Raw genomic sequence first — 26,577 nt, forward strand, 5'->3', positions numbered from 1 at the left:
CCCACGCATGGCACGACGCATGACCAAGGCGCAGCGCGAGTGGCGGCCGGGGATGCCGAAGAAGCGGCGGTCCACGAAGATCCTGTTCGCCTCGACGGTCCTTGTCCTCGAGGCGTTCGTGGTGTTCTTCGCGACGCTCGCGGTGTTCGGCCTGCGCCGCGACGAGATCTCCCCGGCCCTCATCCTGACCTCCGGGCTCCTCCTCAGCGTGGTGCTGGTGCTCACCTGCGCCGTGCTGACGAAGAAGTGGGGCATCGCGCTCGGCTGGATCCTGCAGCTCGTCCTCATCGCCGGCGGCTTCCTCGAGCCCGTCATGTTCGTCGTCGGCATCGCGTTCGCCCTCACGTGGCTGTACGGGATCCGGCAGGGGATGCGCGTGGACCGCGAGAACGCCGAGCGGGACCGGCTGCAGGCGGAATGGGAGAAGGCGAACCCCGAGGAAGCGGGGTCTTGAGTAGAGTCGAACCCGGAACCAGCTGTCCCATCCGCGCCGTCCCCGACGGCGCACCCACCTCCCAGGAGTCCCCATGAGCGTTGAGCGCACCCTTGTCCTCGTCAAGCCCGACGGCGTGTCCCGCGGCCTGACGGGCACCATCCTGTCCCGCATCGAGGCGAAGGGCTACACCATCGCCGAGCTGAAGCAGGTGCACGCCACCCGTGCCCTCCTCGAGGAGCACTACGCGGAGCACGTCGGCAAGCCCTTCTACGAGCCGCTCGTCGAGTTCATGCTGAGCGGCCCGATCGTCGCCGCCGTCTTCGAGGGCCAGCGCGTCATCGAGGGGTTCCGCTCGGTGGCGGGAACCACGGACCCGACGACGGCGGCGCCCGGCACCATCCGCGGTGACTTCGGCCGCGACTGGGGTGTCAAGGTGCAGCAGAACCTCGTGCACGGGTCCGACTCCGCCGAGTCCGCCGAGCGCGAGATCGGCATCTGGTTCGCCTGATGCCACTCCCGTTGCCCCGGGTCATGTGCCCGGGGCAACGGTATTGGTAGGTTAGGGGCATGATGACCTACCGCAGACTGGGCTCCTCAGGGCTCAGCGTCTCCACCGTCGGGCTCGGCTGCAACAATCTGGGCCGGGCAGGCACCACCTCCGAGTCGCAGGAGGGAACCGATGCCGTCGTCCATGCGGCGATCGACGCAGGAATTACCCTGTTCGACGTCGCCGACGCCTATGGCAGGGAGCCCGGGGTCAGCGAGGTGCAGCTCGGCAAGGCCCTGCGGACCCGGCGCGACGACGTGGTCCTCGCGACGAAGTTCGGTCTCGACATGGCCGGCGTCAACGGACCCGACTGGGGCGCCCGCGGGTCCCGCCGCTACATCATCAGGGCCGTCGAGGCTTCCCTCCGGCGGCTCGGCACCGAGTGGATCGACCTGTACCAGTACCACGTGCCGGACCCGCAGACACCCGTCGAGGAGACCCTCGCGGCCCTCGACGACCTCGTGACGAGCGGCAAGGTGCGCTACCTCGGGCACTCCAACTTCGCCGGCTGGCAGATCGCCGAGGCCGAGTTCACGGCGCGCAGCGGCGGCTACACGCCCTTCATCTCCGCACAGAACGCCTACAACCTCCTCGACCGCCGCCTCGAACGTGAGGTGGTCCCCGCCGTCGAGGCCTATGGCCTGGGCGTCCTGCCGTACTTCCCGCTCGCCAACGGCCTGCTCACCGGCAAGTACCGGCGGAACGAGGTCCCCGCCGGTAGCAGGCTCACCCACTCGCGCAGGAACCTCCTGGAGACCGCCGACTGGGACCAGCTCGACGCCTTCTCCGCGTTCGCCGCGGAGCGGGACCTCACGGAGGTCCAGGTGGCGTTCTCCTGGCTCGCCGCCCAGCCGTCCGTCGGATCCGTGATTGCAGGTGCGACGACGCCGGAGCAGGTGCGGCAGAACGCGGCCGCGGCGGACTGGACGCCGTCGGACGAGGACCTCGACGCCCTGGACGCGATCTTCCCGCGCCCGGCGGCCTGAGCCCCGCCGGTGCGGGCCGGTGCGGGCCGGTGCTGCCGGAGGTGCCCGGTCGGTAACCGGACAGGGGCGGGTTCAGGTGGTTACTGCTGCGTGAACAGGTGGGTGACGAAGTACTGCTTGCGATCGGTCCGGTGTGACGCCGCTGCCCGGGCACTATTCACCCTGTGGCCTCTGCTGCGGGTCGGGGGGTGGTCGGCGCAGTCCAGCGGATGCTGGTGCCGTGTCCTGGAGTGCTGTCGATCGTGCATGTTCCGCCCACGGCGGCGGCGCGATGCTGCAGATTGGCGAGACCGCTCGTGCGTTCCGGGTTCTCGAATCCGCGCCCATTGTCGGTGATCAGGACCTCGACGGTCCCCTTCGACGCGGCGACGCCGATGCTCAGAGTGTCGGCGCCGGAGTGTCGGGCAGCGTTGCTGATCCCCTCGGCGAGGACGGCCAGCAGGTGATCGGCGACCTCGGCGGGCACGACACGGTTGACCGGGCCGGTGAACCGCAGATCGAGGGCGATTCCTGTTCCCGCGGTCCCTTCCCGCAGCGTGTGTGCGATGAGGTCGGTGAGGAATTGGCTGTCGATCCGATCGGACTGGAGCGAGTAGATGGTGTCGCGCAGTTCACGGATGGTCTCGTCCAGTTCCATGGTCATGGTGGTGATTCTTTGCTGGGCGTCCGGGACGCCTGTGAACCGGCGGAGCGTCTGGAGGCCCAGTCCCGTCGCGAACAGGCGCTGGATCACACGATCGTGCAGGTCCCGGGCGATCCGGTCCCGATCGGTGGAGAGAGCGCGTTCTTCCTGTCGGCGGTTGGCCCGTGACAGGTCCAGGGCCAGACCGGCCTGTGTACCGAAGACGGTCGCTGATTCGAGTTCGGCCTCGGAGAACGGTTCGGCCCCTTCGGGACGGGTGATGATCAGGATTCCGTTGGGCGTCGACTTGTAGCCGAGCGCGACGATCATGACGGGCCCGAGCTTCACCGCGGTATCCGCCTCGAACACGGCCCCCGGATCCCGTGCACGGTATCCGTCTCCCGTCTCTTCGATGGTTTTCAGCACGGGACCTGCCAGTTTCTGACCCGCCGGTATGGACAGGACTCCGACCGAGGTCCGGCACCTCAGTACCCCGTCCTGACCCGGTGATGCCACCACGACAAGCGCTGCCCCGGACACGGTCAGGGCGCACTCGGCGATGAGGTCGATCCCGCCTGGCTGCTGCGGGAAAGGTGTGGTGATGAGCTGTTCGTTGACGCTCATGCCGGCTTCGAGCCACCGTTGGCGCCGTGTCTCGTCGTCGAAGAGGCGTGCGTTCTGGATCGCCAGGCCCGCGGCGGCCGCCAGGGCGACGGCGAGGTCCTCGTCCTCGTCGGTGAAGTCCAACCCGCCCTCCTTCTCCGTCAGGTACAGGATGCCGAAGACTTTCTCCCGCACCCGGATGGGCACCCCCAGGAAGGAGGACATCGCGGGATGGCCGTCAGGAAATCCTGCAGAGGACATGTGATGCCCCAGATCATGGAGTCGGAGCGGTCTCGGCTCGCGAATCAAGAGGCCCAACACACCCTGGCCGGTCGGAAGATCGCCGATACGCCGGATCCCCTCGTCATCGATCCCGACGGTGATGAAATGGTTCAGCTGCCCATCCTCACCAATGACGCCCAGCGCACCATAATGAGCATCCAGGAGATCACACGCCGACCGCACTACCCGGTCGAGGACCGCTTCCAGGCTCAGATCCTCGGCAAGCGAGACCACCGCCTCCAGTAGTCCCTCGAGATGTTCCTGGATGACCAGCAGATCCTCGGCCCGGTCCATGAAATCCCGGAACAGATCCTGCGTGCGACGGCGCAGTGGCTCACGCCACACGGGGAGTCACCCACTCCAGCGGACGAACCACATACTCAGCACCTGGGGCGTTGCAGACGGCCGCGACACTGACCGGGGGCTCCTTGTCGATGAGCCTGACCGGGACGGTCCCAACGACGTCAGTCACGCTGCCTGGAATGAAGGTGGAGATGATCACGGGACATCCCTCAGGGTCCGGAATGTGGACGTTGATCGACCACGGCCTCAAAATATCAGACCGGATGACCGATCGCGAGGGATCCCTGCGCGGACAACGACGGCCATTCTGCCCGGCACGGGCTCACGTCGGGGTCGTCGCTCTCGACCTTCCAGCCTTCGACAGCGGCTGATCCACGGGAGATGTCCAGGAGCATTCGTCGTAACGAAAATGAACAGACTTGTCTGTCTGATCGGCCTAGGATGAAGGACGCGAGGATCGTCACGAAGGAGACCGAGTGTCATTGGTACAGGAACATCCGGCGGCGAACGCGCGGCAGCGGATTCTCGATGCGTCCTATGCCCTCTTCGTGGAGCGGGGAGTACGGTCGGTGGGCGTCAATGAAATCATCCATGCTGCCGGGGTGGCGAAAGCGTCTTTCTACAGTCATTTCCCGTCGAAGAACGACCTGATCATGGAGTTCCTGGACCGCCGCCGGGATCTGTTCACCATCGGCTATCTGGGTGCTGAGTCACGGAAGCGTGGGGCCACGCCCCAGGATCAGCTCCTGGCGATTTTCGACATCTTCGACGAATGGTTCCAGGCCGAGGATTTCACCGGATGCCCCTATATACGAGCTCTTGTCGACGCCGGCCCTGCCGATGTGGTCGGATCCGCCAGTGCCGGCTACCTGGGGGACATGCGCGACGAGGTCGAGAAGGCCGCCGCCGCGATGGGGTTGATCGATCCGAGGGATTTCGCGGAATGCTGGATGATCCTCCTCCAGGGGTCGGTCGTCGCCGCCCTGGGAACCGGGTACACCTCGCCGCAAAGAATCAGGAAACTCGGGCAGCTGCTGATCACCACCCACACACCGAACCCGACAGGCTCCGATAATCGGGCAGTAGTGTCGGAGCCTGCTCGCTGAGGCTGGATCCCAAGCGGACGCTGACGTGAAGGAGCATCAGCTGTCGTGGCCTCGCCGTGCGCGGGTGCGTGGTCAGGCGTTGGAGCGAAGCGCCGCTGCGCTGACCGCTTCAGGTGACCCTCATAATGTCGGTGGTGGTTGGGAGAATTCAGTATGGACAGCAGCCGGAATGCTCCTCCCGAAACCGCCGATATCGGTGGTTCTGCCGGGTCTGGTGCGGTTCCGGCCGGTCGCGTGAGTGTTGGCTGGGTGGGGGATCTGATCGACGCGATGGGCTCCCTGCCCATGTCGGCGGATGGTGCTTCGTTGATCGATGAGGTGCGTGCCCTGGAGGAGTTGAAGTCGGCGATCGCGGGTCGGCAGGCGCGGGCCGCGGTGGCGTTCGATCTGGTCCGGCGTCAGTGCGATGCCGCAGCCGGCGTCCCGGTTGCGGAGCAGGGGCGTGGGGTGGCCGCGCAGATCGCCCTCGCCCGCCGCGAGTCCCCAGCACGCGGTGGCCGGCTGCTCGGCCTGGCCCGGGCGCTGGTGACGGAGATGCCCCACACAATGGCAGCCCTGGAGGCGGGACAGTTGAATGAGTGGCGGGCGACCCTCATGGTCCGGGAGACGGCGTGCCTGTCCGCGGCGGACCGGTGCGCGGTCGACGACGAGGTGGCAGCGGATGCGGGCACGTTCGACGGCGCCGGGGACCGACGGCTCGTCGCCGCGGTGCGGGCGGCGGCGTACCGGCGGGACCCGAGGTCTGTGACCGAGCGGGCGAGCCGGGCCGCGGCGGACCGGCACGTGAGTCTGCGCCCGGCCCCGGACACCATGACCTACTTGACCGCCCTGCTCCCCGTCGCCCAGGGGGTGGCCGTGCACGCGGAGCTCACCCGGCACGCCGACACCCAACGCGCCAAGGGTGATTCCCGCAGCCGGGGCCAGCTGATGGCCGACGCCCTCGTCGAACGCACCACCGGCACCCCGGGCGGGTTCTCCCGCATCGAGGTGCAGCTGATCATGACCGACCGGACCCTGTTCCAGGGCGAGAGTGAACCGGCCCGCCTGCCGGGCTACGGGATCGTCCCCGCCGGCTGGGCCCGAGACCTCCTCACCCAGAAGAACGCAGGGCATCCCGGACAGCAGGCCGGGCGACCGGCAGGGCACCGGGCGGAGCAGGTTGTGGGACACGTGTCGGGGAGCGGAGCCGATCCCGCAGCCGATCCCGCAGCCGCGCGCGCCTTCCAGGTCTGGCTCCGGCGCCTCTACACCGCCCCCGGGACCGGGGAGCTGATCGCCGCCGATTCCCGCGCCCGGCTCTTCACCGCCGGGCAGCGCCGGTTCATCCAGGCCCGGGACCACCTGTGCCGGACCCCGTACTGCGACGCCCCGATCCGGCACTACGACCACATCATCCCCTGGCACACCAACGGACCCACAAACCTCGCCAACGGGGCAGGGCTGTGCGAGGCATGCAACCACACCAAAGAACTCCCCGGCTGGAAAACCACAGCACCACCCAGCAGCAGCACCGGTTCCGGGACAAGGCATGCCCTCGCCATCAGCACGCCCACCGGCCACACCTACCACTCCACCGCACCACCCCTCCCCGGCAACGGACCGAACGGGAAGGACCACGAGTTCGAGGCCGGGAGGCGCGCCGACGCGGCGCCCCCGCCCACATCGCCGAGCCACGCGCCGAACCACGTGGCGGACCACGCGTCAGAGGATCAAGGCACACCGGCGTATTCCTCCGCGCGACGGAGCCGACGAGCCGAACTGCTCTACGCCTGACCTCCGCGGTGGACGGCGCTCCGAAGACGTGACGTGCCCACATTGCGCGGGGGAGCTTCCCAGACGCGGGACGTGGATGAGTCCGTCGGACGGCCTTGACCGGACGGGTCCCCCAAGGAGCCATGACCGCGAAGAGGCCCCTGACCGTCCGGTCAGGGGCCTCTTCCACTGCTGAAGGAAGTGCTGCGTCAGGACTGGTGGAACCGCTTCCCATTGACGCGCTCGGACGCGCCGACGCGGTCCAGGTAGGGGGTGATCCCGCCCAGATGCATCGGCCAGCCGGCGCCCATGATCATGCACAGGTCGATGTCCTCCGGTGCCGCGACGACGCCTTCGTCGAGCATGCGCCCGATCTCGTCCGCCAGAGCATCCTGGGTGCGGCGCAGCACTTCGTCGGAGGAGGACGGGCTGTCCCCGCGCTCCATCAGGGCCAGGGTCTGCTCGGGGACCAGCGAGGAGCCGTCCTCCTGCGTCTCCCACAGGCCCTTCACGCCGGCGTCGATCAGCTTCTGCTGGTTCGCCGAGACGTGGAAGCGGTCGCCGAAGGCGGTGTGCAGCGACTCCTGCACGTGCTGTCCGACGGGCAGGCCCACCAGGGCGAGCAGCCGGAACGGCGTCATGGGCAGACCCATCGGACGGAGGGCGCTGTCCGCAGTCTCTGCGTTCGTGCCCTCGTCGAAGACTGCCGTGATCTCGCCGAACATACGGCCGAGGATGCGGTTGACTACGAACGCCGGGGCGTCCTGCACGAGGACCGCGTTCTTCTTCAGGCCCTTCGCGAGCACGAAGGCGGTCGAGAGCACGGCATCATCGGTCTTCGGTGCGCGGACCACTTCGAGCAGCGGCATGGCTGCCACCGGGTTGAAGAAGTGGAACCCGACCACGCGTTCCGGGTGCGCAAGATCCGCGGCCATTTCCGCCACGGACAGCGAGGACGTGTTGGTCGCGAGGATGCACTCGGGCGAGACGACGGCCTCGACCTCCGCGAAGACCTGCTTCTTCACCGACATCTCCTCGAACACCGCTTCGATGACGAAGTCGGCGTCGGCGAAAACGTCCTTCGACACGGAGCCGGAGACGAGCACCCGGGTGCGGTTCGCGGCGTCCTGGGACAACCTCTTCCGGTCGAGCATCTTGTCGATCTCGGCGTGGACGTAGGCGACTCCCTTGTCCACCCGGGCCTGGTCGATATCCGTGAGGACCACCGGCACCTTGAGCTGCCGGGCGAAGAGCAGCGCGAGCTGGCTCGCCATGAGCCCGGCACCTACGACACCGATCTTCGAGACCGGGCGGGCGAGCTTCCGGTCCGGGGCACCGGCGGGACGCTTGCCGCGCTTCTGCACCAGGTCCAGAAAGGCGTAGACCGTGGCGTGGAACTCGGGCGTCTGCATGAGCTCGGCGAGGGCCGTGCACTCGGCCGCGGCCGACTCCTTCTGGGACAGGGTGAGGCCTGCCTCGAGCAGGTCGAGCACCCGCGACGGCGCCGGGGCGGCGTTGCTGGTCTTCGCCTCGACGAAGGCACGTCCGGCGGCGACGGCGGCGGTCCACGCGGCGTCGTCGTACCGTGCGCGTTCGGTCCGGCGCTGCTCGACGGCGTCTGCGGCCTCGCCGCCCTTCAGGACGCGGGCGGCCCAGAGGAGGGACTGCTCGATGTAGTCGGCGGGCTCGAAGAGTGCGTCGGCGATGCCGAGTTCGTAGGCCGCCGGGCCGTTCAGGCTCCGGTTGTTGCTCAGCGGGTTCTCGATCATGACCTTCACCGCGTTGGCGGGGCCGACGAGGCGGGGGAGTCGGTAGACGCCGCCCCAGCCCGGGACGAGGCCGATGAAGGCTTCGGGCAACCCGATGCCGTTGGCGCCCGAGGACACGGTGCGGTAGGTCGCCGCGAGGGCGATCTCGAGGCCGCCGCCCAGGGCCACGCCGTTGATGAAGGCGAAGCTGGGTACGCCCAGGTCGGCGAGGAGGTCGTACGCCTCATGGCCGAGCTCGGCCATGAGGCGGCCGAGGTGCTCCGACCTGACGCTCTTGACCGTGCTGAGGTCGGCGCCCGCGACGAGGAAGTAGGGCTTGCCGGTCACGGCGACGGCGGAGATCTCGCCGCGGGCGGCGCGTTCCTTCAGGCCCTCGAGCGTGCGGCCGAACTCGATCAGCGTGTTGGGCCCCAGGGTGGTGGGCTTCGCGTGGTCGAGGTCGTTATCGAGGGTGATGAGCGCGAGCACGCCGGCGCCCTCGGGAAGCGCGATGTCCTGGACGTACGAGTGGGTGACGATCTCGGTGGGAACCAGCGCGGCCAGTTCGTCGTAGCGTTCGAAGCTCATGCTGCATCCTGTCCGTAGTGCTCGTGGTGGGGGTTCTCCCAGATGACGGTCGCGCCCATGCCGAGGCCGATGCACATGGTGGTCATGCCGTAGCGGACCGAGGGGTCGGCCTCGAACTGGCGGGCGAGCTGGTTCATGAGGCGGACGCCGGAGGAGGCGAGCGGGTGCCCGACGGCGATGGCGCCGCCGTAGCGGTTGACGCGCGGGTCCTCGTCGTCGATGCCGAAGTGGTCGAGGAAGCTCAGGACCTGGACGGCGAACGCCTCGTTGATCTCGAAGAGCCCGATGTCGCTGATGTCCAGTCCGGCCTGGCGCAGCGCCTTCTCCGTGGCCGGTACGGGTCCGATGCCCATGACCTCCGGCTCGACGCCGGCGAACGCATACGCCACGAGGCGCATGCGCACCGGGAGGCCGAGTTCCGCGGCAGTGTCGGCGGAGGCGAGCAGGGCCGCGGTGGCACCGTCGTTCAGTCCGGCGGCATTGCCGGCGGTCACGCGTCCGTGGGCACGGAACGGCGTGCGCAGCGTCGCGAGGTCCTCGCTGGTGGTGCCGGGACGCGGGGGCTCGTCCACGCTGTTCAGGGTCCAGCCCGTGCCGGGCTTCTTCCCGGCAACCGGTACGAGGTCCGGCTGGATGTGCCCGTCCTCGTAGGCCGCAGCGAGCTTCTGCTGGCTGCGGACGGCGTAGGCGTCCGTGCGGTCCTTCGTGATCGCCGGGAACCGGTCGTGCAGGTTCTCGGCGGTGTTGCCCATGTTCAGGGCCGCGGGGTCGACGATGCGCTCGGACATGAAGCGCGGGTTCGGGTCCGTGCCGGCGCCCATCGGATGGTTGCCCATGTGCTCGACGCCACCGGCGATGACGACGTCGTAGGCGCCGAAGGCGATGCCGGACGCGGTGGTGGTCACGGCCGTCATGGCGCCCGCGCACATGCGGTCGATCGCGAAGCCGGGGACGGTGCGGGGGAGTCCGGCCAGGAGGGCGGCGGTGCGGCCGATCGTGAGGCCCTGGTCGCCGGTCTGCGTGGTGGCCGCGATCGCGACGTCGTCGATGCGCTCCGGTGGCAGCGACGGGTTGCGGCGCAGGAGGTCGCGAATGCACTTCACCACGAGGTCGTCCGCGCGCATACCGGCGTAGATGCCCTTGTCGCCCGCCTTGCCGAAGGGGGTTCGTACGCCGTCGACGAAGACGACGTCGCGGACGGAACGTGCTGCACGTGACGTCGTGCCCGTGGGTGCGGTGCCGGTTTCTTGGCTCACCTGGTACTCCTCTTTGAGATGTTGATCCGCACACATGTTACTGGCCAGTAACATAGCGTGCAAGCGGCCACCAGGGACCTGCCCGTCAGCCGGCAGCCGTGTCCTGGTCTCCATGCCCGCCCTTGACGGGCAGCGGGTCCGGGTCCAGGAAGGCGACCGTGATGATGGCGGCGACCTGCTCGATCTGCCACGGCCGCGCGCCGAGGTCGGCGAGGGCCGCCGCGACGGACTCGAGGGAGATCTCCGCGGGCGGACGCCAGGCGATGCGGCGCAGGTAGTCAGGAGTCAGCAGGTTCTCGACCGGCATCCCCAGCTTCTCGGCACATTGCGTCACGCGGGGCCGCGCGGTCTGCAGCCGGGCCGCGGCCGCGGGGTCCTTCTCCGCCCAGACGCGCGGTGGGGGAGGAGCATTCGAGGCCACGTGCAGGGGCGGGAGGTCGGTGAGCTTGTTCGCCTCACTGATGCACCGGATCCAGCGGGGCGCCTCCTTCTGGGCCGCCCGGCCGTGGAACCCCTTGGTCGCCAGCAGTTGGGGGACGGTCGTGGGCATGGCCCTGGCCGCGGCGATGATGGCGGAGTCGGGGATCAGCCGGCCGGGAGCGACGTCGCGGCGCTGCGCGAGGTCCTCGCGCTCCAGCCAGATCTGGCGTACGGCGGCCAGCTGCCGCCGGTCGCGGAGCTGGTGCAGCCCGGAGGTGCGACGCCACGGGTCGACCCGAGGCTCGGCGGGGGGAGTGCGGCGGATGTGTTCGAACTCCTCCTCGGCGATCCGGAGCTTGCCGTCCTCCTCGAGGAGCGCGGCCAGCTTGTCGCGGAGCTCCGTGAGGACCTCGACGTCGAGCGCCGCGTAGCGGAGCCAGGGCTCGGGCAGCGGCCGTTTCGACCAGTCCGCGGCCGAGTGTTCCTTCGCCAGGCTCAGTCCCAGCAGTGATTCGATGACGGCGGCGAGACCCACCCGCGGCAGGCCGGCCAGCCGCGCGGCGAGCTCGGTGTCGAAGAGCCGGTCCGGCCACATGCCGAGCTCCGAGAGGCAGGGCAGGTCCTGGCTGGCGGCGTGCAGGATCCACTCGACGCCGTCGAGGGCGTCGTCGATGATTTGGAGGTCCTCGAAGGGCTCGGGGTCGATGAGCCAGGTGCCGGCGCCCTCGCGGCGGATCTGCACGAGGAAGGCGCGCTGGCCGTACCGGAAGCCGGAGGCCCGCTCCGCATCGACGCCCGCGGGTCCCGTGCCGGCCGCGAGGGCCGCGGCCGCACGCTCGAGGCCGGCCTGCGTGTCGATGACCAGGGGCACGCCGTCGCGAGGTTCGGTGAGGGGAAGTGCTTCGGGGATGCCGGTGTCGGCGGGATCGGACGCTGCGGCGCGGTCCGTCTGTTCGGAAGTGTGGGAACTCATGGTGTTTTCAGTCTATCCCGGAGCGTTCCGCGGGCCGCCCGGCGCGGACCCGCCACCTCAGGACAGGCGGTGCGGCAGGTGTGCGACGCCGTCGGGCAGGGGCGGCAGGCCGGCGAAGGTGCACACCATGTCCGTCCAGGCCTCGAGGTGGCGCCGTACGTCGGAGGTGTCGGGTGTCCAGGAGGCCCGCAACTCGATGTCGATGGTGTCCGCCCGGTCCTCGAGCGTGCCGTAGCTCTCCGACAGGATCCTCGTGGCGGTGCCGCCCGCGTGGTGATGGCGGGCCCCGTGGTTCCTCAGGGCCTCCGCGAGCCAGGTCCAGGCGACGGAGCCGAGGAGGGCGTCGTTGCCCATGTCCGCCTCGAGCTGGGCGCGGATGTACGTCACGATCCGGAAGCGGCCGTTCCACACCTCGGAGCCGGCGGGGTCATGGAGGAGGATGAAGCGGCCCGTCGCCAGCTCCTCCGGATCGGGGGCGACGACGAGGGAGCGTGCCGGACCGTGGACGGGTACGGCTGGTCTGACGGGCTCCCCGAACACCTCGGCGCCGAGCGCGACGGCGAACGGGGCCAGTCGCGAGGGCGCGGGAACCTCCTCGAGACGGATCTCGCTGCGGCGGGCCGCCTTCCGGAGGCCCGCGAGGGCGTCGAGGAATTCGGCTGGAAGCTGCGACACGCCACCGATTGCACTCACTCCCGCAGGCTATGCCCTGCCGGCGGGCGCGCCGTGGCGGCGCGCCGGGACCGTCAGGCGGACGCTTCCCGGCGGATCGCCTCGATGAAGGCGTCGACGTCGTCCTCCGTCGTGTCGAACGAGCACATCCAGCGCACCTCACCCGTGGCCTGGTCCCAGTCGTAGAACCGGAAGCTCTCCCGGATGCGGTCCGCAGCGCCGGAGGGAAGGATCGCGAAGACCGCGTTCGCGGTGGTCTCCTGCGTCAGCGTCACGCCCGGGATGTTCCGGACCCCCTCGGTCAGGCGGGCTGCCATGGCGTTCGCGTGGGACGCCGAGCGGAGCCACAGATCGCCGTCCAGCAGGGCGATGAGCTGGGCGGAGACGAAGCGCATCTTCGACGCGAGCTGCATGTTGAGCTTGCGGAGGTATTCCAGGCCCGTGGACGCCTCCTGGTTCAGCACGACGACGCACTCGCCGAACATGAGGCCGTTCTTGGTGCCACCGAAGGACAGGATGTCCACGCCGGCGTCACGCGTGAAGGCCCGGAGGGGCTGGCCGAGGGCCGCTGCCGCGTTGGCGAGCCGGGCGCCGTCCATGTGCAGGCGCATCCCGCGGGCGTGGCAGTGGTCGGCGATGGCCTTGATCTCGGCGACCGTGTAGAGCGTGCCGAGTTCCGTGGTCTGGGTGATGGACACGGCAAGGGGCTGCGCGCGGTGCTGGTCGCCCCAGCCCCAGGCCTCGCGGTCGATCAGCTCGGGCGTCAGCTTCCCGTCCGGCGTGGGTACGGTCAGGAGCTTGATGCCGCCCACGCGCTCGGGCGCGGCGTTCTCGTCCACGTTGATGTGGGCGGTCTGCGGGCAGATCACGGCGCCCCATCGCGGCAGCACCGACTGCAGGGAGAGGACATTCGCTCCGGTGCCGTTGAAGACGGGGTAGATGGAGATCCCCTCGCCGAAGTGGTGCTCCATCACCTCGAGCAGCCGTGCCGTGTACTGGTCGTCGCCGTAGGCGACCTGGTGCCCCTCGTTGGCCGCGGCGACGGCCGCGAGGACCTCGGGGTGCACCCCCGAGTAGTTGTCCGACGCGAAGCTGCGCTGGGTGCGGTCGTGGAGGACGGCGGGCGAGGCCGGGGGAGTCAGGGTGTCGGTCACCGTGCCATTATCCCCGAACCGCGTCGATGCGGATCCCGTTGACCTTCGCGGCCGGTGCTCCGGGCAGGCCGGCGAGGATCTCGGCCAGGTCCTCGACATGCGTGTAGCCCTTGAACGCGCGCTCCGGATGCTGCCGGCGTTGCGCGTCGTCCACGAGGGCCTTCACGACGACGGCGGTCGCGGCCGCCGTCGTGCCGTCGCGGGCGAAGCCGTCGGCGACGGCCTGCAGCCAGGCGTCGACGGACGCCTTCACCGCTGCGTAGGACGCGTTCGCGGCGGTGGGCGCGGCGACGGCCGTGGCAGAGACGGCGGCGAGCCGCCCGCCGCGCGCGGCCAGCTGGTCGTAGAACGCCCGGCTCGTGTTGAAGAGGGTCACGAAGACCGAGCGGTGCAGGAAGCCGTGGTCCTCGCTGGTCTGCGTGGTAATGCCCTTGCCGCCGCGCCAGCCGCCCACGAGGTGGAAGAGGGCGTCGGTGCCGCCGTGGTCGGAGCGCACGCGGTCGGCGAGGGCGAGGACCGCGGCCTCGTCCGTCAGGTCGCACACCTGCCGGTCCACGCCGTCGAGCTCCGGGAAGGCGGACCCGAGGCGCCCGGCGTGGGAGCCGACGGCGACCACCGTCAGTCCGTCCGCGACGAGCCGGCGCGTCAGGGCGATCCCGGACGCGCTGGTGGCTCCGGCGACGACGGCGAGCCGAGGCCGGGCGGCGGGGCTCACGCGGCGTCCGCCGTGATGCCGGCCGTCGATTCGATGACGGGCTTCAGCTTGCGGTCCAGCGCCTCGAAGAACATGGACAGGGGGAACTCGTCGTCCAGGACGGCGTCGGTGAGGGCACGCGGCGGACCCAGAAGCTCGAGCGCGTCCGGTCCCTTCGCCCACACGGACGCGGGATGCGGGGTGACCGTGGCCGAGACGAGCTCGTAGGCAGCGAGCCAGTGCGCGATCTTGGGGCGGTCGATGGACCGCCAGTACAGCTGCTCGATCGCCTCGCCGAGGGCGACGACGACGTCGGCCACCTCGTCCCAGTCGATGGTGAGCTTGGTGTCCGTCCAGTGGAGCACCCGGTGCTGGTGCAGCCACGCGAACAGCAACTGGCCGCCGAGGCCGTCGTAGTTGCGCACGCGGCTGCCCGTGATGCTGAAGCGGAAGATGCGGTCGAAGATCACGGCGTACTGCACGAGCCGCGCGTGCCGGCGGGCCTCGGGGGAGGCATCGTCGTCCTTGGCGATCCTCACCGACTCGCGGAAGGCCGTCAGGTCGCAGCGCAGTTCCTCGAGCGAGTACAGGAAGAACGGCATGCGCTGCTTGATCATGAACGGATCGAACGGCAGGTCGCCGCGCATGTGGGTGCGGTCGTGGATGAGGTCCCACATCACGAAGGTCTCCTCCGCGAGCGTCTGGTCATCGAGCAGTTCGAGTGCCTCGTCGGGGAGGTCGAGGCGTGTGATTCCGGCGGCGGCGCGGACCACCCTGCGGAACCGCGCGGCCTCCCTGTCGGCGAAGATGGCGCCCCACGTGAAGGTGGGCGTCCGGCTGACGGCGACGGTCTCGGGGAAGAGTACGGCGGAGTTCGTGCGGTAGCCGTCGGTGAAGTCGAGGAACCTGATGGGGACGAAGAGCGCGTTGGAGTACTCCCCGGCCTCCAGCTCGGCGACGAACTCCGGCCACAGCACCTCGATGAGCACGGCTTCGACGAGCCGGTTGGTGCTGCCGTTCTGCGTGTACATCGGGAAGACGACGAGGTGCTGGAGGCCGTCCGTGCGCTCCAGCTGCGGCTGGAAGGCGAGCAGCGGCTCGAGGAAGTCGGGGACGCCGAATCCACCGGTGCGCCACTGGTCGAAGGCCGTGACGGTGCGGGCGAGGTAGTCGGCGTCATGCGGGAACAGGGGCGCGAGCTCCTGCACGGCCGCGGTGATCCGGAACGTGTGGTCCGCAGCGGCCGCATGGTGCTCGGCGTCCGGGATGGACCCGTCCTTGACCTGCAGGAGTCGCAGTTCGTGGGCAGCGGCCTTCAGCGCCTTCCAGGCGGGCGTGTGCTGCGGCGTGCTGCTGGCGCGGACGAGGGGGGTGACGGTCATGGCTGCTGCTTTCTCTGGCCGGGACGACTGCTGGTGCTCTGCCGCGAGCGTAGCAACCAGAACAGCAACTCTTATATGTGAGTGCGTCATGCATCAGAGATTCTTATTCTCAGGCTGGGTACCTGCCATAGGAGAACCAGACGGCCTTTACAGCGCCCCGGACGCAGTAAAGGCCGCCCCCGAGGGGACGGCCTTCCCTGCGGCATCTGCGACTACTCGGCGGGAACCAGTTTCATGGAGATGGAATTGATGCAGAAGCGCTGGTCGGTCGGCGTGTCGAAGCCCTCGCCCTTGAACAGGTGGCCGAGGTGGGAATCGCAGCGGGAGCACCGCACCTCGATGCGCTCCATACCGAGCGAGCGGTCGTGCAGGTAGCGCACCGTGCCCTCCGCCAGGGGTGCCCAGAAGGAGGGCCAGCCGCAGTGCGAATCGAACTTCTCATTGCTCGTGAACAGGTCGGCGCCGCACGCCCGGCACGCGTAGGTGCCCGCGGTCTTGGCGTCGTAGTACTCGCCCGTGTACGGGCGTTCGGTGCCTGCCTTCCGCAGGACCTGGTACTCCTCGGCGGTCAGCTCCTGCCGCCATTCGTCGTCGGACTTCTCGATCTCCGGCCGGTACGTTTCGCGTTCAGTGGTCATGACTCCTGCAACGCCTACGAGTCACCAATAAATCCCGAGCCCGAGTAGAGGTGCAGGACGGCGATGCCGAGCTTGGCCTGTGCCTTGCTGGCCCAGTCGGTGTGGAAGGTGTCCGCCATGGCGTGGGGTCGCGTGATGACCACGGCCTGCGTGGCTCCGTTCTCCGCCGCCTCCTCGATCATGGCGTCCACGGGGTTCTCGCTCGTGGTTCTCCCGCGGGCGGTGAAGCCCCCGTCGGCAAGCAGCTGCAGTGACACTTCGAGGGCCTCGCGGGCGGCGGCCTCGTCATGGCGGCGGTCGTCGGACGAGAAGGTGCGGAACGCCTCACCGACCTCCAGCAGGCTCAGATGGCGGAAGAACTCTCCCAGGACCGACTCGCCGGCGTCCTCGGGGATCAGGACCACGATCTCCACCAGCTCGTCCTCTCCCCGCAGCGTCTGCAGGTTGCGGAGGTCCGGACCGGTCAGTGCTTCTTCACTCAGCACGAGGATTGTCTGCGTCATGGCGCCACTGTACTGCGCGGTCCTGCGCACCTCCCGTTCGGACCGCAGTGCCCGCACCAGCGCGGCAATCGACGGTCCTCCGCGGCGCAGGGTAGAAATGGAACCATGACATCGAAGACGCCACCGGCCGCAGCGCAGCAGGGAACCGCACCGTGGCTGAAGTGGACAGCACTCGGGGTCGGGGCGGGGGCCGCCCTGACGTCCTCGGCGGCCGGCGCGATCTCGGGCCTCGCGGTGTATTTCGCGCGGCAGGTCGTGACCCCGGCGCGCACCCGCGACGAGAACCTCGACATCCTCGCCGTCGTCGGGTCGGCCGACAACCGCACCGTCATCCTCCCCGCCACCGAGGACACCACCGTGGAGGGGACCTACAGCCTGTACTTCGACCGGGGCGCAGGCCACGCCCGCATCGGAGCCATCCGGTCGTACGTCCCCCGCGAGGGCACCGTGGAACGCGTCGTCGACGCGGTGGACGCCGGCGACCTGGCCTCGGCGACACGCGGCTGGTGGAGCGGCGCCGTGTACACCTCGCCGTCCGCGGTCGGTTTCGCGGACGAGGAGGTGCTCGTCCCCGTCGAGGGCGGCGCGGCTCCGGCCTGGCTGGTCCGCGCCGAGGCCCCGTCCAGCACCTGGGCGATCATGGTGCACGGCCGCGGTGCCACGCGCGCCGAGGCGCTGCGGGCGCTCGCCCCGGCACGACGACTCGGGCTGACCAGCCTGGTCATCTCCTACCGGAACGACGGCGAGGCACCTGCGGCGCCGGACGGACGCTACGGCCTCGGCATGACGGAGTGGCACGACGTCGACGCCGCCATCGACTTCGCGATGACGCACGGGGCCCGCGACGTCGTGCTCTTCGGGTGGTCGATGGGCGGGGCGATCGTCCTGCAGGCCGCCGACCTCTCGCGCCACCGCAGCCGGATCACCGCGCTCGTCCTGGACGGACCGGTGATCAACTGGATGGAGGTGCTCGCGCACCACGCCGCGCTGAACCGGATCCCCGCGCCCGTGGGACGGCTCGGACAGTATCTCCTGGCGAGCCAGCGCGCGCGCAGGATCACCGGCCTCGCCGCTCCGCTGGACCTCAAGAGCATGGACTGGATCGCACGCGCGGAGCAGCTGACACTGCCCACGCTGGTCCTCCACAGCGAGGACGACGAGTTCGTGCCCATCGGCGCCTCGGCCGAACTGGCCGCGAAGAACCCGGTGTTCGTCACGCTCGAGCGATTCCATCGGGCACGGCACACGAAGGAGTGGAACGTCGATCCTCAGCGCTGGGAATCCGTCGTCGAGCGCTGGCTCGCCGGGCGCCTCTTCGGGCGGACCCTGCCCGGCGGGAAGATGCCGGGTCCGGCGGTTACTGGGCTTCCCTGATCTTCCGTTTGATCCGCCCCAGCATCGCGGACATGCCGCGCATCCGCAGGGGAGTGATGGCGCGCGTGAGGCCGAGGCGGTCGGGCACGTCGTCCGGCACCGCGAGGACGTCCGCGGCCGGCAGGCCGTCGAGCCCTTCGAGCAGGACGCCTGCGAACCCTCGCGTCGTCGGGGCCTCGCGCGGCGCCGAGAAGAACAGGTGGACCGGCCGTTCCGGCCCGTCGCCGATCTCCATGGTGAGGAAGAGCGGGCTCTGGCACTCCACGACCTGCTCGAGCAGCTCGGGGTGATCGCTGTACCGCTCGGGCAGCCCGGGGAGCCCGGTGGAGAACTCGAGGAGGAGCTGCAGCCGGTCCGGTTCGGACAGGGCCTGGAAGTCGTCGATGATCTCCGCGAGCTGCGCGGGGACGGTCTCCTGGCTCATCGTGCCGTCCTTCGTGCTGCGGCCGGCAGGTCGCCGGGCTCGGTGCCGCGGACGATGGGCACGCGGACGGCGTTGCCCCACTCGGTCCACGAGCCGTCGTAGTTGCGGACCCGGTCGAAGCCGAGCAGGTGCGTGAGGACGAACCAGGTGTGGCTCGAGCGCTCCCCGATCCGGCAGTAGGCGACGACGTCGTCGCCGTCCTGCAGCCCCGCCTCGTCCCGGTAGATCGCATCCAGTTCGGCCCTGGTGCGGAAGGTGCCGTCCGGCGCGGCTGCCCGTGCCCAGGGGACGGAGCGGGCGGTGGGGATGTGGCCGCCGCGCAGGGCGCCCTCCTCGGGGTAGGCCGGCATGGTGGTCCGGGCACCCGTGTACTCGTCGCCGGAGCGGACGTCGATCAGCGGACTGCCCAGGTGGTCGAGGACGTCGCCCAGATAGGCGCGGATGGTCGTGTCGTCGCGGTCGACCACCGGGTAGTCGACGGCGGTGATGCCGGGCCTGTCGGTGGTCAGCGGCCGGTCCTCAGCGACCCACTTGTCCCGCCCGCCGTCGAGCAGCCGGACGTCGTCGTGGCCGAAGAGCGTGAAGACCCAGAGCGCGTAGGCGGCCCACCAGTTGCTCTTGTCGCCGTAGATGACCACGGTGGACCCGCGCGAGATGCCCTTGGACGCCATCAGGCGCGCGAAGCCCTCACCGTCGACGTAGTCCCGCGTCACCTCGTCGTTGAGTTCCGTGTGCCAGTCGATCTTCACCGCACCCGGGACGTGGCCCGTCTCGTACAGCAGGACGTCCTCGTCCGACTCGACGACGACGAGGCCCTCGGCGCCGAGGTTCGCGGCGAGCCAGTCGGTCGAGACGAGCCGCTCGGGGTGGGCGTACTCGGCGAACTTGTCCTGCGGATCTGGAGCCAGGGTCATTGCGGCCTTTCGCGTTGCTGGGGGCTGTCCGGACACGAGCGCGCGCGTCCTGCGGACGGGCGGTCGTGGTTCCACCTAGCCTAACGACGCGGCCGGAGGATTGCTTCCGGGGATCCGCCGCGCGTCAAGGGCCGTGGTCGCGGGCCCCGGGGGAGCACCGCGCGGACGGGGGTGCCGTAGTCTTGCGTAGCGGAACGGCAGCCCGCGGGCCCGCCGCCACCACCATCAGCCGGAGAAGAGAAAGCGGGCCGTATCCGTGCCAGTCATCGAACACCTGACCGAGCGCAGCCCCAGAGTCTCCGTCGATGAGTTGCTGGGCGGCTTCTACCCGTCCCCCCGCTTCGGCGAGGTGTCCTTCGACAGCTACCGTCCGGACCCGCAGCAGCCGTCGCAGTCGGCTGCGGTCTCGAAGCTCCGCGATTTCGCGGCCTCGGTCGACGAGCCGAAGCAGTCGGGTCTGCGCAGGTTCTTCGGCGGGGCGAAACCCGAGACGCGCGCCGGGATCTACCTCGACGGCGGTTTCGGCGTGGGCAAGACCCACCTCCTGGCCTCCCTGTGGCATGCCTCCACCGGGCAGAAGGCCTTCGGGACGTTCGTCGAATACACGAACCTGGTGGGCGCGCTCAGCTTCCGCAAGACCGTCGACGCGCTGAGCGGCTACAGCCTCGTCTGCATCGACGAGTTCGAACTCGACGATCCCGGCGACACCGTCCTGATGTCACGCCTCATGCGCGAACTCGCGGACGCCGGGGTCAAGCTCGCGGCGACCTCCAACACCCTGCCGGGGTCCCTGGGGGACGGGCGGTTCGCGGCCCAGGACTTCCAGCGGGAGATCCAGGTGCTGGCGGACCAGTTCGAGGTGGCACGGATCGACGGCGAGGACTTCCGCCACCGCGGCCTGCCGCAGGCCCCCGACGCGATGGACGACGCCGGGCTGCGTGAGAGGGTCGCGTCCTACGCGGGCGGGGTCCTTGCCGAGGACGAGTTCGGGGATCTCCTCCGGCACCTCTCGGACGTGCATCCCAGCCGGTACCGCCAGATGCTCGACGGGATCGACGCCGTGGCCTGGCACAACGTGGAGACGATCACGGAACAGGCCGTCGCGCTGCGCTTCGTGGTCCTCGCGGACCGGTTGTACGACCGCGACGTGCCCATCATGGCGAGCGGCACGACGTTCGATCACCTTTTCACCGAGGAGATGATGCACGGCGGGTACATGAAGAAGTACTACCGGGCGGTCTCCCGCCTGACGGCCCTCGCCCGGCAGGGCAGCGACGTCACGTCCTAGCCGTCGTCGGACCTCCGGGCCCTACGCAGGAAGCGCCGGTACCGCCTCTCGGCGGGACCGGCGCTTCCTTATTGCCAGGCTGGGTGCTACACGGCCGGCGGGGAGGTAGGGCCGACGTCGCCCTTGCCGTCCTTCCTGTCGATCTTGTCGACCATCTCCGAAGCCTTCAGCTGCGCTCCGTTGATGTGACGTGAGTACTTGCCATGGGTCCTGCTGTCGACGAAGTCGCCAGCCTTCCCGATGCCGTTCTTCACCGTGTCGGAATTGCCGCCAATGAGTTCGGTCGCCTTGCCCGCGAGGGTGCCGGCCTTGCCCTTGAGCCCGTTCAATAAACCCACGGACACCTCCTTTCGGTCGTGGAGACGCAGGCCGTCTCTGCTGGATCCAGCATAGGTCAGGACCGGACGGAGTTCCGAGGGGACGGGGGCGGTTCGCCGACGGCGGAGCACAAAAAAGGCCCGGTCCTCGCCAGGACCGGGCCATGGCCGACAACCGGCCTGAGAGCGGACGACGGGATTCGAACCCGCGACATCCACCTTGGCAAGGTGGTGCTCTAGCCAGCTGAGCTACGTCCGCAAAAAAGCGCCCCCGAGGGGGCGCCGTGGTGGGCGATACTGGGATCGAACCAGTGACCTCTTCCGTGTCAGGGAAGCGCGCTACCGCTGCGCCAATCGCCCATTCTCATGGATGCTCGTTCTGTAACGAGGTGGGGACGGGATTCGAACCCGCGTATACGGCTTTGCAGGCCGCTGCCTCGCCTCTCGGCCACCCCACCATGATCGGATTGCTCCGACCACCGGACGGATCCGGCCATACAGTGACTTGCGAGCGGACGACGGGATTCGAACCCGCGACATCCACCTTGGCAAGGTGGTGCTCTAGCCAGCTGAGCTACGTCCGCAAGAGAAAGAAAAGCCTGAAACTCCCGCTCGATGCCGTGCATTTGACGGTGTTTCTTCGTTTTCCAACGAGAGAAAACTCTATAGGACGTTCGGGGGTTCGTCCAATCGGTGTCGGAGCCACCTGAGAGACTGGAGTCATGACCGCCCCGCTCCTCGCCCACGCAACGCCGCACGGCCGGATGTACGCCCGCTCCACGTCGGAGCAGCCCGCCGTCCCGTCCATCACCACCGTCATCTCGCAGCTCCCCACGTCCCTCGGTGGCTGGTACGGCCACATGGCAGCCAGCGCCCTGTCGCGGGACGCCCGCCTGCCGGGAGCCCTGGGCAATCCGTCCGAGCTGCGCATGGCCGTCCGCGACGCCTCCTCGGCCGCCGAACGCTACCGTGACGAGGCGGCCCTGCGCGGTACGCGTGTGCACCACTACTGCGAACAGGTGGCGCTGCGCGCCCTCGGACGGCCCGACGAGCTCGACGCCGCACGCCTCGCCCTCGAGGAGCAGGGTGAGGGGGGCTTCGCCCAGCGCTTCGACGAGTGGTGGGACCTCTACGACGTCCGTCCCGTGGAACCCGAGCTGACGGTCTGGAACAGCGAGCTCGGCTATGCGGGCACCCTGGATCTCGTCGCCACGATCGGTGGCAGGACGTGCCTGATCGACTACAAGACCAAGAACACCGACCGCGACGGCTTCGTGAAGGCACTGGACGACAAAGTGGTGATGCAGCTCGTGGCGGGGATGAAGGCGGAGGAGTCCCTCGTCGATCCGGTGAAGGGCGAGTGGCGGCCGTGGGCGCACGGGGACCAGCCGCTGCTGCTCGGAGTGGCCGTGGGGCAGACCGAGGTGCGGGCCATGCGGGCCAACCCGTCGGTGCTGAAGAACCACTGGCTGCGGTTCTGCGCGCTCCGGCGGGCGTGGGAAGCAGGGCTCGACGCCGAGGAGGCGGGCCGGGCCCTGCTGCCGCTCGGTCCGCCGCCCGGCCGGTCGGTCCCCGCCGAGCCCGCGCTCCCCGCGGCGCCGCGGCACTAGGATTGACGGGAACCAGCGCGCCCGGACCACGGCGCCGGTGACCGACCCGGGCGCAGCACGCCCACCGTGGGGCATCGCTGATGCGACCGAAGCATCCGAAGTACCCGAAGTACCCGAAGTACCCGAAGCGAGGAACAGAGCACCGATGGCCGTCCTGAGTATCCGCATGATCGGCGATCCGATCCTCCGCACCCCTGCCGCGGAGGTCACCGAGTTCGGCCCCGAACTCGCCCGCCTGGTCGAGGACATGACCGAGACGATGATCGACGTGCATGGGGCAGGACTCGCCGCACCCCAGGTCGGCATCGGACTGCAGGTCTTCACCTACAGGGTGGACGGCGCCCAGGGACACGTGGTGAACCCGGTGCTGGAGATCGGTGGCGCATCCCAGGGCGAGTCCGACGTCGAGGGCTGCCTCTCCGTGCCGGGCCTCGGGAGCTTCGTGGACCGGTCGGACTGGGCGCGCGTCACCGGCCAGGACGTGTCCGGACAAAACATCGCCGTCGAGGGCACGGGCATGCTGGCGCGCGCCTTCCAGCACGAGACGGACCATCTCCGCGGGACCCTCTACATCGACCGGCTCGCGGGCGAGGACCGGAAGAATGCCTTGAGGGCCATCCGGAGCGCCGACTACAACCGCGTCACCTCCCGCACGGCGGAGGAGCGCGCACGCTCCCTCGGATCGAGCTTCGCCCGCCCCGCGACTCCGGCCGCCGGGGGACGCACCGGCGCGGCAGGCCGGACCGTCCGATGAGGATCCTCTTCGCGGGCACCCCCGGGGTCGCCGTCCCCTCGCTGCGGGCGCTCGTGGACGCAGGGTTCGACATCGCCGCCGTCCTCACCCGGGTGGATGCACCTGTGGGACGCCGGAAGGTCCTGACACCGAGTCCGGTCGCCGCCGCCGCCGAGGAACTCGGACTGCCCGTCCTCAGGGCGAACCGCTTCACCCCCGACCTGATCGCCCACCTGGGCACCCTCGGGCTCGACGCCGCGGCGATCGTGGCGTACGGCGGCATCGTCCCGACGGCGGGACTGGTCGTTCCCCGGAACGGCTGGATCAACCTGCATTTCTCGGTCCTCCCGGCGTGGCGGGGCGCGGCCCCCGTGCAGCACGCGGTGCTCGCCGGGGACGACGTCACGGGCGCGACCACCTTCCTCCTCGAGGAGGGGCTCGACACCGGACCGGTCTTCGGCGTGATGACGGAGACGTTGGACCCCGCTGCCACGAGCGGCGAGGTCCTCGAGCGCCTGTCGCACAGCGGGGCGGTCCTGCTCGTGCAGACCCTCTCCGGCCTGGAGGCGGGCCGGGTGGCGGCGACGCCGCAGACGGGTGACGCGAGCCTCGCCCCGAAGCTCACCATCGACGACGCGCGGATCGACTGGTCCCAGCCGGCCGTCGCCGTCCGCCGGCGCATCAACGCGGTGACCCCCGAGCCCGGGGCATGGAGCACGCTCGACGGGCAGCGCGTGAAGCTCGGACCCGTCACCCCGATCGGCGGCGACGACGGGCGCCACGGCGAGGGACAGCGCACCGTCCCGCCCGGCAGGATCGACGTCGTGGGGCGGCAGGTCCTGGTCGGTACAGGAACGGACGCGCTGGTCCTCGGGAACCTGCAGCCGGCCGGTAAGAAGATGATGAACGCCCTCGACTGGGCGCGTGGCGCGGCGACGCGCGGAGAGCTGGTGTTCGAGTGAGTACGACCGGAGGAACGAACAGGGAATCGGGCGGGCGCGGTGAGCGCAGGCCGGGCGCCGCAGCCAGCGGCGCCGGCAGGGCCGGAGGAGGTGGCCGGAATGCCGGTCAGGGCGGCGGCACCCGGCGCCGCGACGAGCAGGGCAGGGAACGGAACCGCGGCGGCGACCGCCAGTTCTCCCAGGCCGCGCCGTCGCAGCGCACACGCCGCGCCGACCCCGCGCGCCTCGTCGCGTTCGAGGTGCTGCGCGCCGTCGCCGGCGAGGACGCCTACGCGAACCTCGTCCTGCCGACCAGCATCCGCAAGCACCGCCTCGACCGACGTGACGCGGGCTTCGCGACGGAACTCACCTATGGCGCCCTGCGCGGACAGGGCACCTACGACGCCGTCCTCGCCCGCTGCGTCGATCGTCCGCTGGACCAGCTCGACCCCGCCGTCCTGGACGCCCTGAGGCTCGGCGTACACCAGCTTCTCGCCATGCGCGTCCCCGCCCATGCGGCGCTGGACCAGACCGTGGGCCTCGTCCGCGCCGTCATCGGCGCCGGGCCCTCGTCGCTGGTGAACGCCGTGCTCCGCAAGGTCACCGCACACGACCTCGACGGCTGGATCGCCGAGCTCGTCCGGGACCTGGCGGATGCGACCGCCATCGCAGCCCTGACCCACAGCCATCCCGAGTGGATCGTCCGCGCGATGCGCCAGGCGCTCGTCGCCCACGGCCGGGACGTCACGGAGATCGATGCCCTGCTGGCGGCCGACAACGCCGCACCGATGGTCCATCTCGTCGCCCTGCCGGGGCTCGGTACGCTCGACGACGCCCTCGAGGAAGGCGCCGAGCCGGGCCGGCTCGCACCGGGATCGGCCTACTACGCGGGCGGCGACATCAGCAGGCTGGCAGGGATCGCGACCGGCACCCTCCGCGTCCAGGACTCCGGCTCGCAGCTCGTGGCGCGGGCCCTTGCAGCCGTGGACCTCGACGGACGCCGGACGAACGGGCCCGAACGGTGGCTGGACCTGTGCGCCGGTCCCGGCGGCAAGACGGCCCTCCTGGCGGCGATCGGGCTCGACGACGGCGTGCACCTGACGGCGGTCGAGCCGGTCCCGCACCGGGCCCAGCTGGTGAGGCAGGCGCTGCGGCCCGTGCCGGAGGACTCCTGGACCGTGCGGGTCGGGGACGGGCGCGACGTCGGGCGGGAGCAGCCGGAGAGCTACGACCGCGTGCTCGTCGATGCGCCCTGCACGGGGCTCGGCGCCCTGCGCCGCCGTCCGGAATCGCGCTGGCGCCGGAAGCCCTCCGACCTCGTGGGCCTCGCGCCGCTGCAGCGTGAGCTCCTCGCCTCCGCGCTCGACGCCGTCGCCCCCGGTGGCGTGGTGGCCTACGTGACCTGCTCGCCGCACCACGCCGAGACGGACGCCGTCGTCGACGACTGCCTGCGCAAGCGTCCCGGCTTCGAACGCCTCGACGCGGGAGCCGCCCTCGATGCCGTGAGCATCGGGGGAGCGCTCGACGCCGGGCACGGGACGAGCGCGCAGCTCTGGCCCCACGTGCACGGCACGGACGCGATGTACCTCGCGCTGATCCGGAAGACGCCCTGAGGACCTCGGGGCGGCAAGGAAAGGAACGGCAGTGACACACCTTCGCATCAACCCGAGCATCCTCTCGGCGGACTTCGTGAACCTGGAGACCGAACTGCAGCGCATCGCGTCGGCCGACGCGGTGCACGTGGACGTCATGGACAACCACTTCGTGCCGAACCTCACGCTCGGGCTGCCGATCGTCCGGCGGATCCAGCAGGTCAGCCCGCTGCCGCTCGACGTGCACCTCATGATCGAGGACGCCGATCGCTGGGCGCGCGCCTACGCGGAGGCCGGTGCCGCGTCGGTGACGTTCCACGCCGAGGCCGCGGCGGCCCCGATCAAGCTGGCCCGGGAGCTGCGGGATGCCGGCGCCAAGGCCGGCATGGCGCTGCGGCCCGCCACCCCCGTGGAGCCCTACCTGGACATGCTGGGCGAGCTTGACATGCTGCTCGTGATGACGGTGGAGCCAGGATTCGGCGGGCAGTCCTTCCTCGACCTCACCCTGCCGAAGATCCGCCGCGCCGCCGAGGCCGTCCGGGGTGCGGACCGGCCGCTCGCCATCCAGGTGGACGGAGGCATCACCGAGGAGACGATCCTGCGCGCCGCCGACGCCGGGGCGACGGTGTTCGTGGCCGGTTCCTCGGTCTACGGGGCGGACGATCCCGCGACCGCGATCACCGCCCTCCGGGCGGCAGCAGCCCGGGAGGGCTGAGGCG

The 26,577-nt window shown here is 69.9% G+C and carries 25 protein-coding genes and 4 tRNA genes; 12 read left to right on the plus strand and 17 right to left on the minus strand.

Annotated elements, in window-relative coordinates:
- Positions 1-7 precede the first annotated feature (7 nt).
- The 3 genes from ACX80F_RS07125 to ACX80F_RS07135 all read left to right on the plus strand — a co-directional run bounded on the left by ACX80F_RS07125 (position 8) and on the right by ACX80F_RS07135 (position 1,969).
- Positions 8-454 (plus strand): DUF4233 domain-containing protein, encoded by a 447-nt coding sequence (locus tag ACX80F_RS07125; protein ID WP_459335693.1) that lies wholly within the window; start codon positions 8-10, stop codon positions 452-454.
- Positions 455-527: 73 nt separating this feature from the next.
- A complete protein-coding gene (ndk, locus tag ACX80F_RS07130; protein WP_459335694.1) occupies positions 528-944 on the plus strand; it encodes a nucleoside-diphosphate kinase in 417 nt (138 codons plus the stop codon).
- Positions 945-1,003: 59 nt separating this feature from the next.
- Positions 1,004-1,969 (plus strand): aldo/keto reductase, encoded by a 966-nt coding sequence (locus tag ACX80F_RS07135; protein WP_459335695.1) that lies wholly within the window; start codon positions 1,004-1,006, stop codon positions 1,967-1,969.
- A 157-nt stretch (positions 1,970-2,126) separates the two neighbouring features.
- On the opposite strand, the gene ACX80F_RS07140 is transcribed toward ACX80F_RS07135, so the two are convergent.
- Entirely contained in the window at positions 2,127-3,770 is a 1,644-nt protein-coding gene (locus ACX80F_RS07140; protein ID WP_459335908.1) for a GAF domain-containing sensor histidine kinase, read from the minus strand.
- A 485-nt stretch (positions 3,771-4,255) separates the two neighbouring features.
- Here ACX80F_RS07140 and ACX80F_RS07145 point away from each other — a divergent pair, with 485 nt between their 5' ends.
- Together ACX80F_RS07145 and ACX80F_RS07150 are read left to right on the plus strand one after the other, a co-directional pair.
- A complete protein-coding gene (locus ACX80F_RS07145) occupies positions 4,256-4,885 on the plus strand; it encodes a TetR/AcrR family transcriptional regulator (RefSeq protein WP_459335696.1) in 630 nt (209 codons plus the stop codon).
- A gap of 153 nt (positions 4,886-5,038) precedes the next feature.
- Positions 5,039-6,658 (plus strand): HNH endonuclease, encoded by a 1,620-nt coding sequence (locus ACX80F_RS07150; protein WP_459335697.1) that lies wholly within the window; start codon positions 5,039-5,041, stop codon positions 6,656-6,658.
- A gap of 188 nt (positions 6,659-6,846) precedes the next feature.
- On the opposite strand, the gene ACX80F_RS07155 is transcribed toward ACX80F_RS07150, so the two are convergent.
- From ACX80F_RS07155 to ACX80F_RS07195, 9 genes are all read right to left on the minus strand, one after another.
- Positions 6,847-8,973, minus strand: coding sequence for a 3-hydroxyacyl-CoA dehydrogenase NAD-binding domain-containing protein (locus ACX80F_RS07155; protein WP_459335698.1), 2,127 nt, complete (start codon positions 8,971-8,973; stop codon positions 6,847-6,849).
- Positions 8,970-10,229, minus strand: coding sequence for a thiolase family protein (locus ACX80F_RS07160; RefSeq protein WP_459335699.1), 1,260 nt, complete (start codon positions 10,227-10,229; stop codon positions 8,970-8,972). Before ACX80F_RS07160 ends, ACX80F_RS07155 begins: the two co-directional genes overlap by 4 nt.
- Before the next feature lie 85 nt (positions 10,230-10,314).
- A complete protein-coding gene (locus ACX80F_RS07165; RefSeq protein ID WP_459335700.1) occupies positions 10,315-11,622 on the minus strand; it encodes an HRDC domain-containing protein in 1,308 nt (435 codons plus the stop codon).
- A gap of 57 nt (positions 11,623-11,679) precedes the next feature.
- On the minus strand, positions 11,680-12,306 hold the full coding sequence (locus ACX80F_RS07170; RefSeq protein WP_459335909.1) for a DUF3000 domain-containing protein: 627 nt from the start codon (positions 12,304-12,306) through the stop codon (positions 11,680-11,682).
- A gap of 62 nt (positions 12,307-12,368) precedes the next feature.
- Positions 12,369-13,448: a threonine aldolase family protein gene (locus tag ACX80F_RS07175; RefSeq protein WP_459335701.1), complete on the minus strand. Its 1,080-nt coding sequence runs from the start codon at positions 13,446-13,448 to the stop codon at positions 12,369-12,371.
- A gap of 7 nt (positions 13,449-13,455) precedes the next feature.
- Positions 13,456-14,163, minus strand: coding sequence for an SDR family NAD(P)-dependent oxidoreductase (locus ACX80F_RS07180; protein WP_459335702.1), 708 nt, complete (start codon positions 14,161-14,163; stop codon positions 13,456-13,458).
- Complete coding sequence (locus tag ACX80F_RS07185) at positions 14,160-15,524, minus strand: DUF6421 family protein (protein WP_459335703.1); 1,365 nt, start codon at positions 15,522-15,524, stop codon at positions 14,160-14,162. Before ACX80F_RS07185 ends, ACX80F_RS07180 begins: the two co-directional genes overlap by 4 nt.
- Positions 15,525-15,736: 212 nt before the next feature.
- A complete protein-coding gene (gene msrB / locus ACX80F_RS07190; protein WP_459335704.1) occupies positions 15,737-16,162 on the minus strand; it encodes a peptide-methionine (R)-S-oxide reductase MsrB in 426 nt (141 codons plus the stop codon).
- A 14-nt stretch (positions 16,163-16,176) separates the two neighbouring features.
- Positions 16,177-16,665 carry a hypothetical protein gene (locus ACX80F_RS07195; RefSeq protein WP_459335705.1) on the minus strand — a complete coding sequence of 163 codons (489 nt, stop codon included), beginning with the start codon at positions 16,663-16,665 and terminating at the stop codon, positions 16,177-16,179.
- Between the two features lie 105 nt (positions 16,666-16,770).
- Here ACX80F_RS07195 and ACX80F_RS07200 point away from each other — a divergent pair, with 105 nt between their 5' ends.
- On the plus strand, positions 16,771-18,039 hold the full coding sequence (locus tag ACX80F_RS07200; RefSeq protein ID WP_459335706.1) for an alpha/beta hydrolase family protein: 1,269 nt from the start codon (positions 16,771-16,773) through the stop codon (positions 18,037-18,039).
- Here ACX80F_RS07200 and ACX80F_RS07205 read toward each other — a convergent pair.
- Both ACX80F_RS07205 and ACX80F_RS07210 read right to left on the minus strand, forming a co-directional pair.
- Positions 18,023-18,463 carry a SufE family protein gene (locus ACX80F_RS07205; protein WP_459335707.1) on the minus strand — a complete coding sequence of 147 codons (441 nt, stop codon included), beginning with the start codon at positions 18,461-18,463 and terminating at the stop codon, positions 18,023-18,025. The genes ACX80F_RS07200 and ACX80F_RS07205 overlap by 17 nt on opposite strands.
- The gene (locus tag ACX80F_RS07210) at positions 18,460-19,377 is read right to left on the minus strand and encodes a sulfurtransferase (protein WP_459335708.1); all 918 of its coding nucleotides are present in this window, start codon (positions 19,375-19,377) and stop codon (positions 18,460-18,462) included. Before ACX80F_RS07210 ends, ACX80F_RS07205 begins: the two co-directional genes overlap by 4 nt.
- A 256-nt stretch (positions 19,378-19,633) precedes the next feature.
- On the opposite strand from ACX80F_RS07210, the gene zapE reads away from it, so the two are divergent.
- Complete coding sequence (gene zapE, locus ACX80F_RS07215) at positions 19,634-20,665, plus strand: cell division protein ZapE (protein WP_459335709.1); 1,032 nt, start codon at positions 19,634-19,636, stop codon at positions 20,663-20,665.
- Between the two features lie 86 nt (positions 20,666-20,751).
- Here the strand turns inward: zapE and ACX80F_RS07220 are convergent, their stop codons facing one another.
- The 5 genes from ACX80F_RS07220 to ACX80F_RS07240 form a co-directional block, all read right to left on the minus strand.
- Positions 20,752-21,003: an antitoxin gene (locus tag ACX80F_RS07220; RefSeq protein WP_459335710.1), complete on the minus strand. Its 252-nt coding sequence runs from the start codon at positions 21,001-21,003 to the stop codon at positions 20,752-20,754.
- 164 nt (positions 21,004-21,167) lie between these two features.
- A tRNA-Gly gene (locus ACX80F_RS07225) sits at positions 21,168-21,241 on the minus strand.
- A gap of 26 nt (positions 21,242-21,267) precedes the next feature.
- Positions 21,268-21,342 (minus strand) — tRNA-Val (locus ACX80F_RS07230).
- A gap of 27 nt (positions 21,343-21,369) precedes the next feature.
- Positions 21,370-21,440 (minus strand) — tRNA-Cys (locus ACX80F_RS07235).
- A gap of 52 nt (positions 21,441-21,492) precedes the next feature.
- Positions 21,493-21,566 (minus strand) — tRNA-Gly (locus ACX80F_RS07240).
- A gap of 138 nt (positions 21,567-21,704) precedes the next feature.
- On the opposite strand from ACX80F_RS07240, the gene ACX80F_RS07245 reads away from it, so the two are divergent.
- From ACX80F_RS07245 to rpe, 5 genes are all read left to right on the plus strand, one after another.
- Positions 21,705-22,592 (plus strand): cytochrome, encoded by an 888-nt coding sequence (locus tag ACX80F_RS07245; protein WP_459335711.1) that lies wholly within the window; start codon positions 21,705-21,707, stop codon positions 22,590-22,592.
- Between the two features lie 145 nt (positions 22,593-22,737).
- Positions 22,738-23,346, plus strand: coding sequence for a peptide deformylase (def, locus tag ACX80F_RS07250; protein ID WP_459335712.1), 609 nt, complete (start codon positions 22,738-22,740; stop codon positions 23,344-23,346).
- On the plus strand, positions 23,343-24,287 hold the full coding sequence (gene fmt, locus ACX80F_RS07255; RefSeq protein ID WP_459335713.1) for a methionyl-tRNA formyltransferase: 945 nt from the start codon (positions 23,343-23,345) through the stop codon (positions 24,285-24,287). The genes def and fmt overlap by 4 nt, the downstream gene beginning before the upstream one ends.
- Positions 24,284-25,879 (plus strand): RsmB/NOP family class I SAM-dependent RNA methyltransferase, encoded by a 1,596-nt coding sequence (locus tag ACX80F_RS07260; RefSeq protein ID WP_459335714.1) that lies wholly within the window; start codon positions 24,284-24,286, stop codon positions 25,877-25,879. The genes fmt and ACX80F_RS07260 overlap by 4 nt, the downstream gene beginning before the upstream one ends.
- Positions 25,880-25,910: 31 nt before the next feature.
- The gene (rpe, locus tag ACX80F_RS07265) at positions 25,911-26,573 is read left to right on the plus strand and encodes a ribulose-phosphate 3-epimerase (RefSeq protein WP_459335715.1); all 663 of its coding nucleotides are present in this window, start codon (positions 25,911-25,913) and stop codon (positions 26,571-26,573) included.
- The last annotated feature ends 4 nt before the right edge of the window (positions 26,574-26,577 follow it).

This window comes from Arthrobacter sp. TMS2-4 (assembly GCF_054511075.1).

Coding starts and splice junctions, on each gene's coding strand:
- ACX80F_RS07125 (WP_459335693.1), top strand. CDS start 8: ATGGCACGACGCATGACCAAGGCGCAGCGCGAGTGGCGGCCGGGGATG.
- ndk (WP_459335694.1), top strand. CDS start 528: ATGAGCGTTGAGCGCACCCTTGTCCTCGTCAAGCCCGACGGCGTGTCC.
- ACX80F_RS07135 (WP_459335695.1), top strand. CDS start 1,004: ATGATGACCTACCGCAGACTGGGCTCCTCAGGGCTCAGCGTCTCCACC.
- ACX80F_RS07140 (WP_459335908.1), bottom strand. CDS start 3,770: ATGGACCGGGCCGAGGATCTGCTGGTCATCCAGGAACATCTCGAGGGA.
- ACX80F_RS07150 (WP_459335697.1), top strand. CDS start 5,039: ATGGACAGCAGCCGGAATGCTCCTCCCGAAACCGCCGATATCGGTGGT.
- ACX80F_RS07155 (WP_459335698.1), bottom strand. CDS start 8,973: ATGAGCTTCGAACGCTACGACGAACTGGCCGCGCTGGTTCCCACCGAG.
- ACX80F_RS07165 (WP_459335700.1), bottom strand. CDS start 11,622: ATGAGTTCCCACACTTCCGAACAGACGGACCGCGCCGCAGCGTCCGAT.
- ACX80F_RS07185 (WP_459335703.1), bottom strand. CDS start 15,524: ATGACCGTCACCCCCCTCGTCCGCGCCAGCAGCACGCCGCAGCACACG.
- msrB (WP_459335704.1), bottom strand. CDS start 16,162: ATGACCACTGAACGCGAAACGTACCGGCCGGAGATCGAGAAGTCCGAC.
- ACX80F_RS07195 (WP_459335705.1), bottom strand. CDS start 16,665: ATGACGCAGACAATCCTCGTGCTGAGTGAAGAAGCACTGACCGGTCCG.
- ACX80F_RS07200 (WP_459335706.1), top strand. CDS start 16,771: ATGACATCGAAGACGCCACCGGCCGCAGCGCAGCAGGGAACCGCACCG.
- ACX80F_RS07205 (WP_459335707.1), bottom strand. CDS start 18,463: ATGAGCCAGGAGACCGTCCCCGCGCAGCTCGCGGAGATCATCGACGAC.
- ACX80F_RS07210 (WP_459335708.1), bottom strand. CDS start 19,377: ATGACCCTGGCTCCAGATCCGCAGGACAAGTTCGCCGAGTACGCCCAC.
- ACX80F_RS07245 (WP_459335711.1), top strand. CDS start 21,705: ATGACCGCCCCGCTCCTCGCCCACGCAACGCCGCACGGCCGGATGTAC.
- def (WP_459335712.1), top strand. CDS start 22,738: ATGGCCGTCCTGAGTATCCGCATGATCGGCGATCCGATCCTCCGCACC.
- fmt (WP_459335713.1), top strand. CDS start 23,343: ATGAGGATCCTCTTCGCGGGCACCCCCGGGGTCGCCGTCCCCTCGCTG.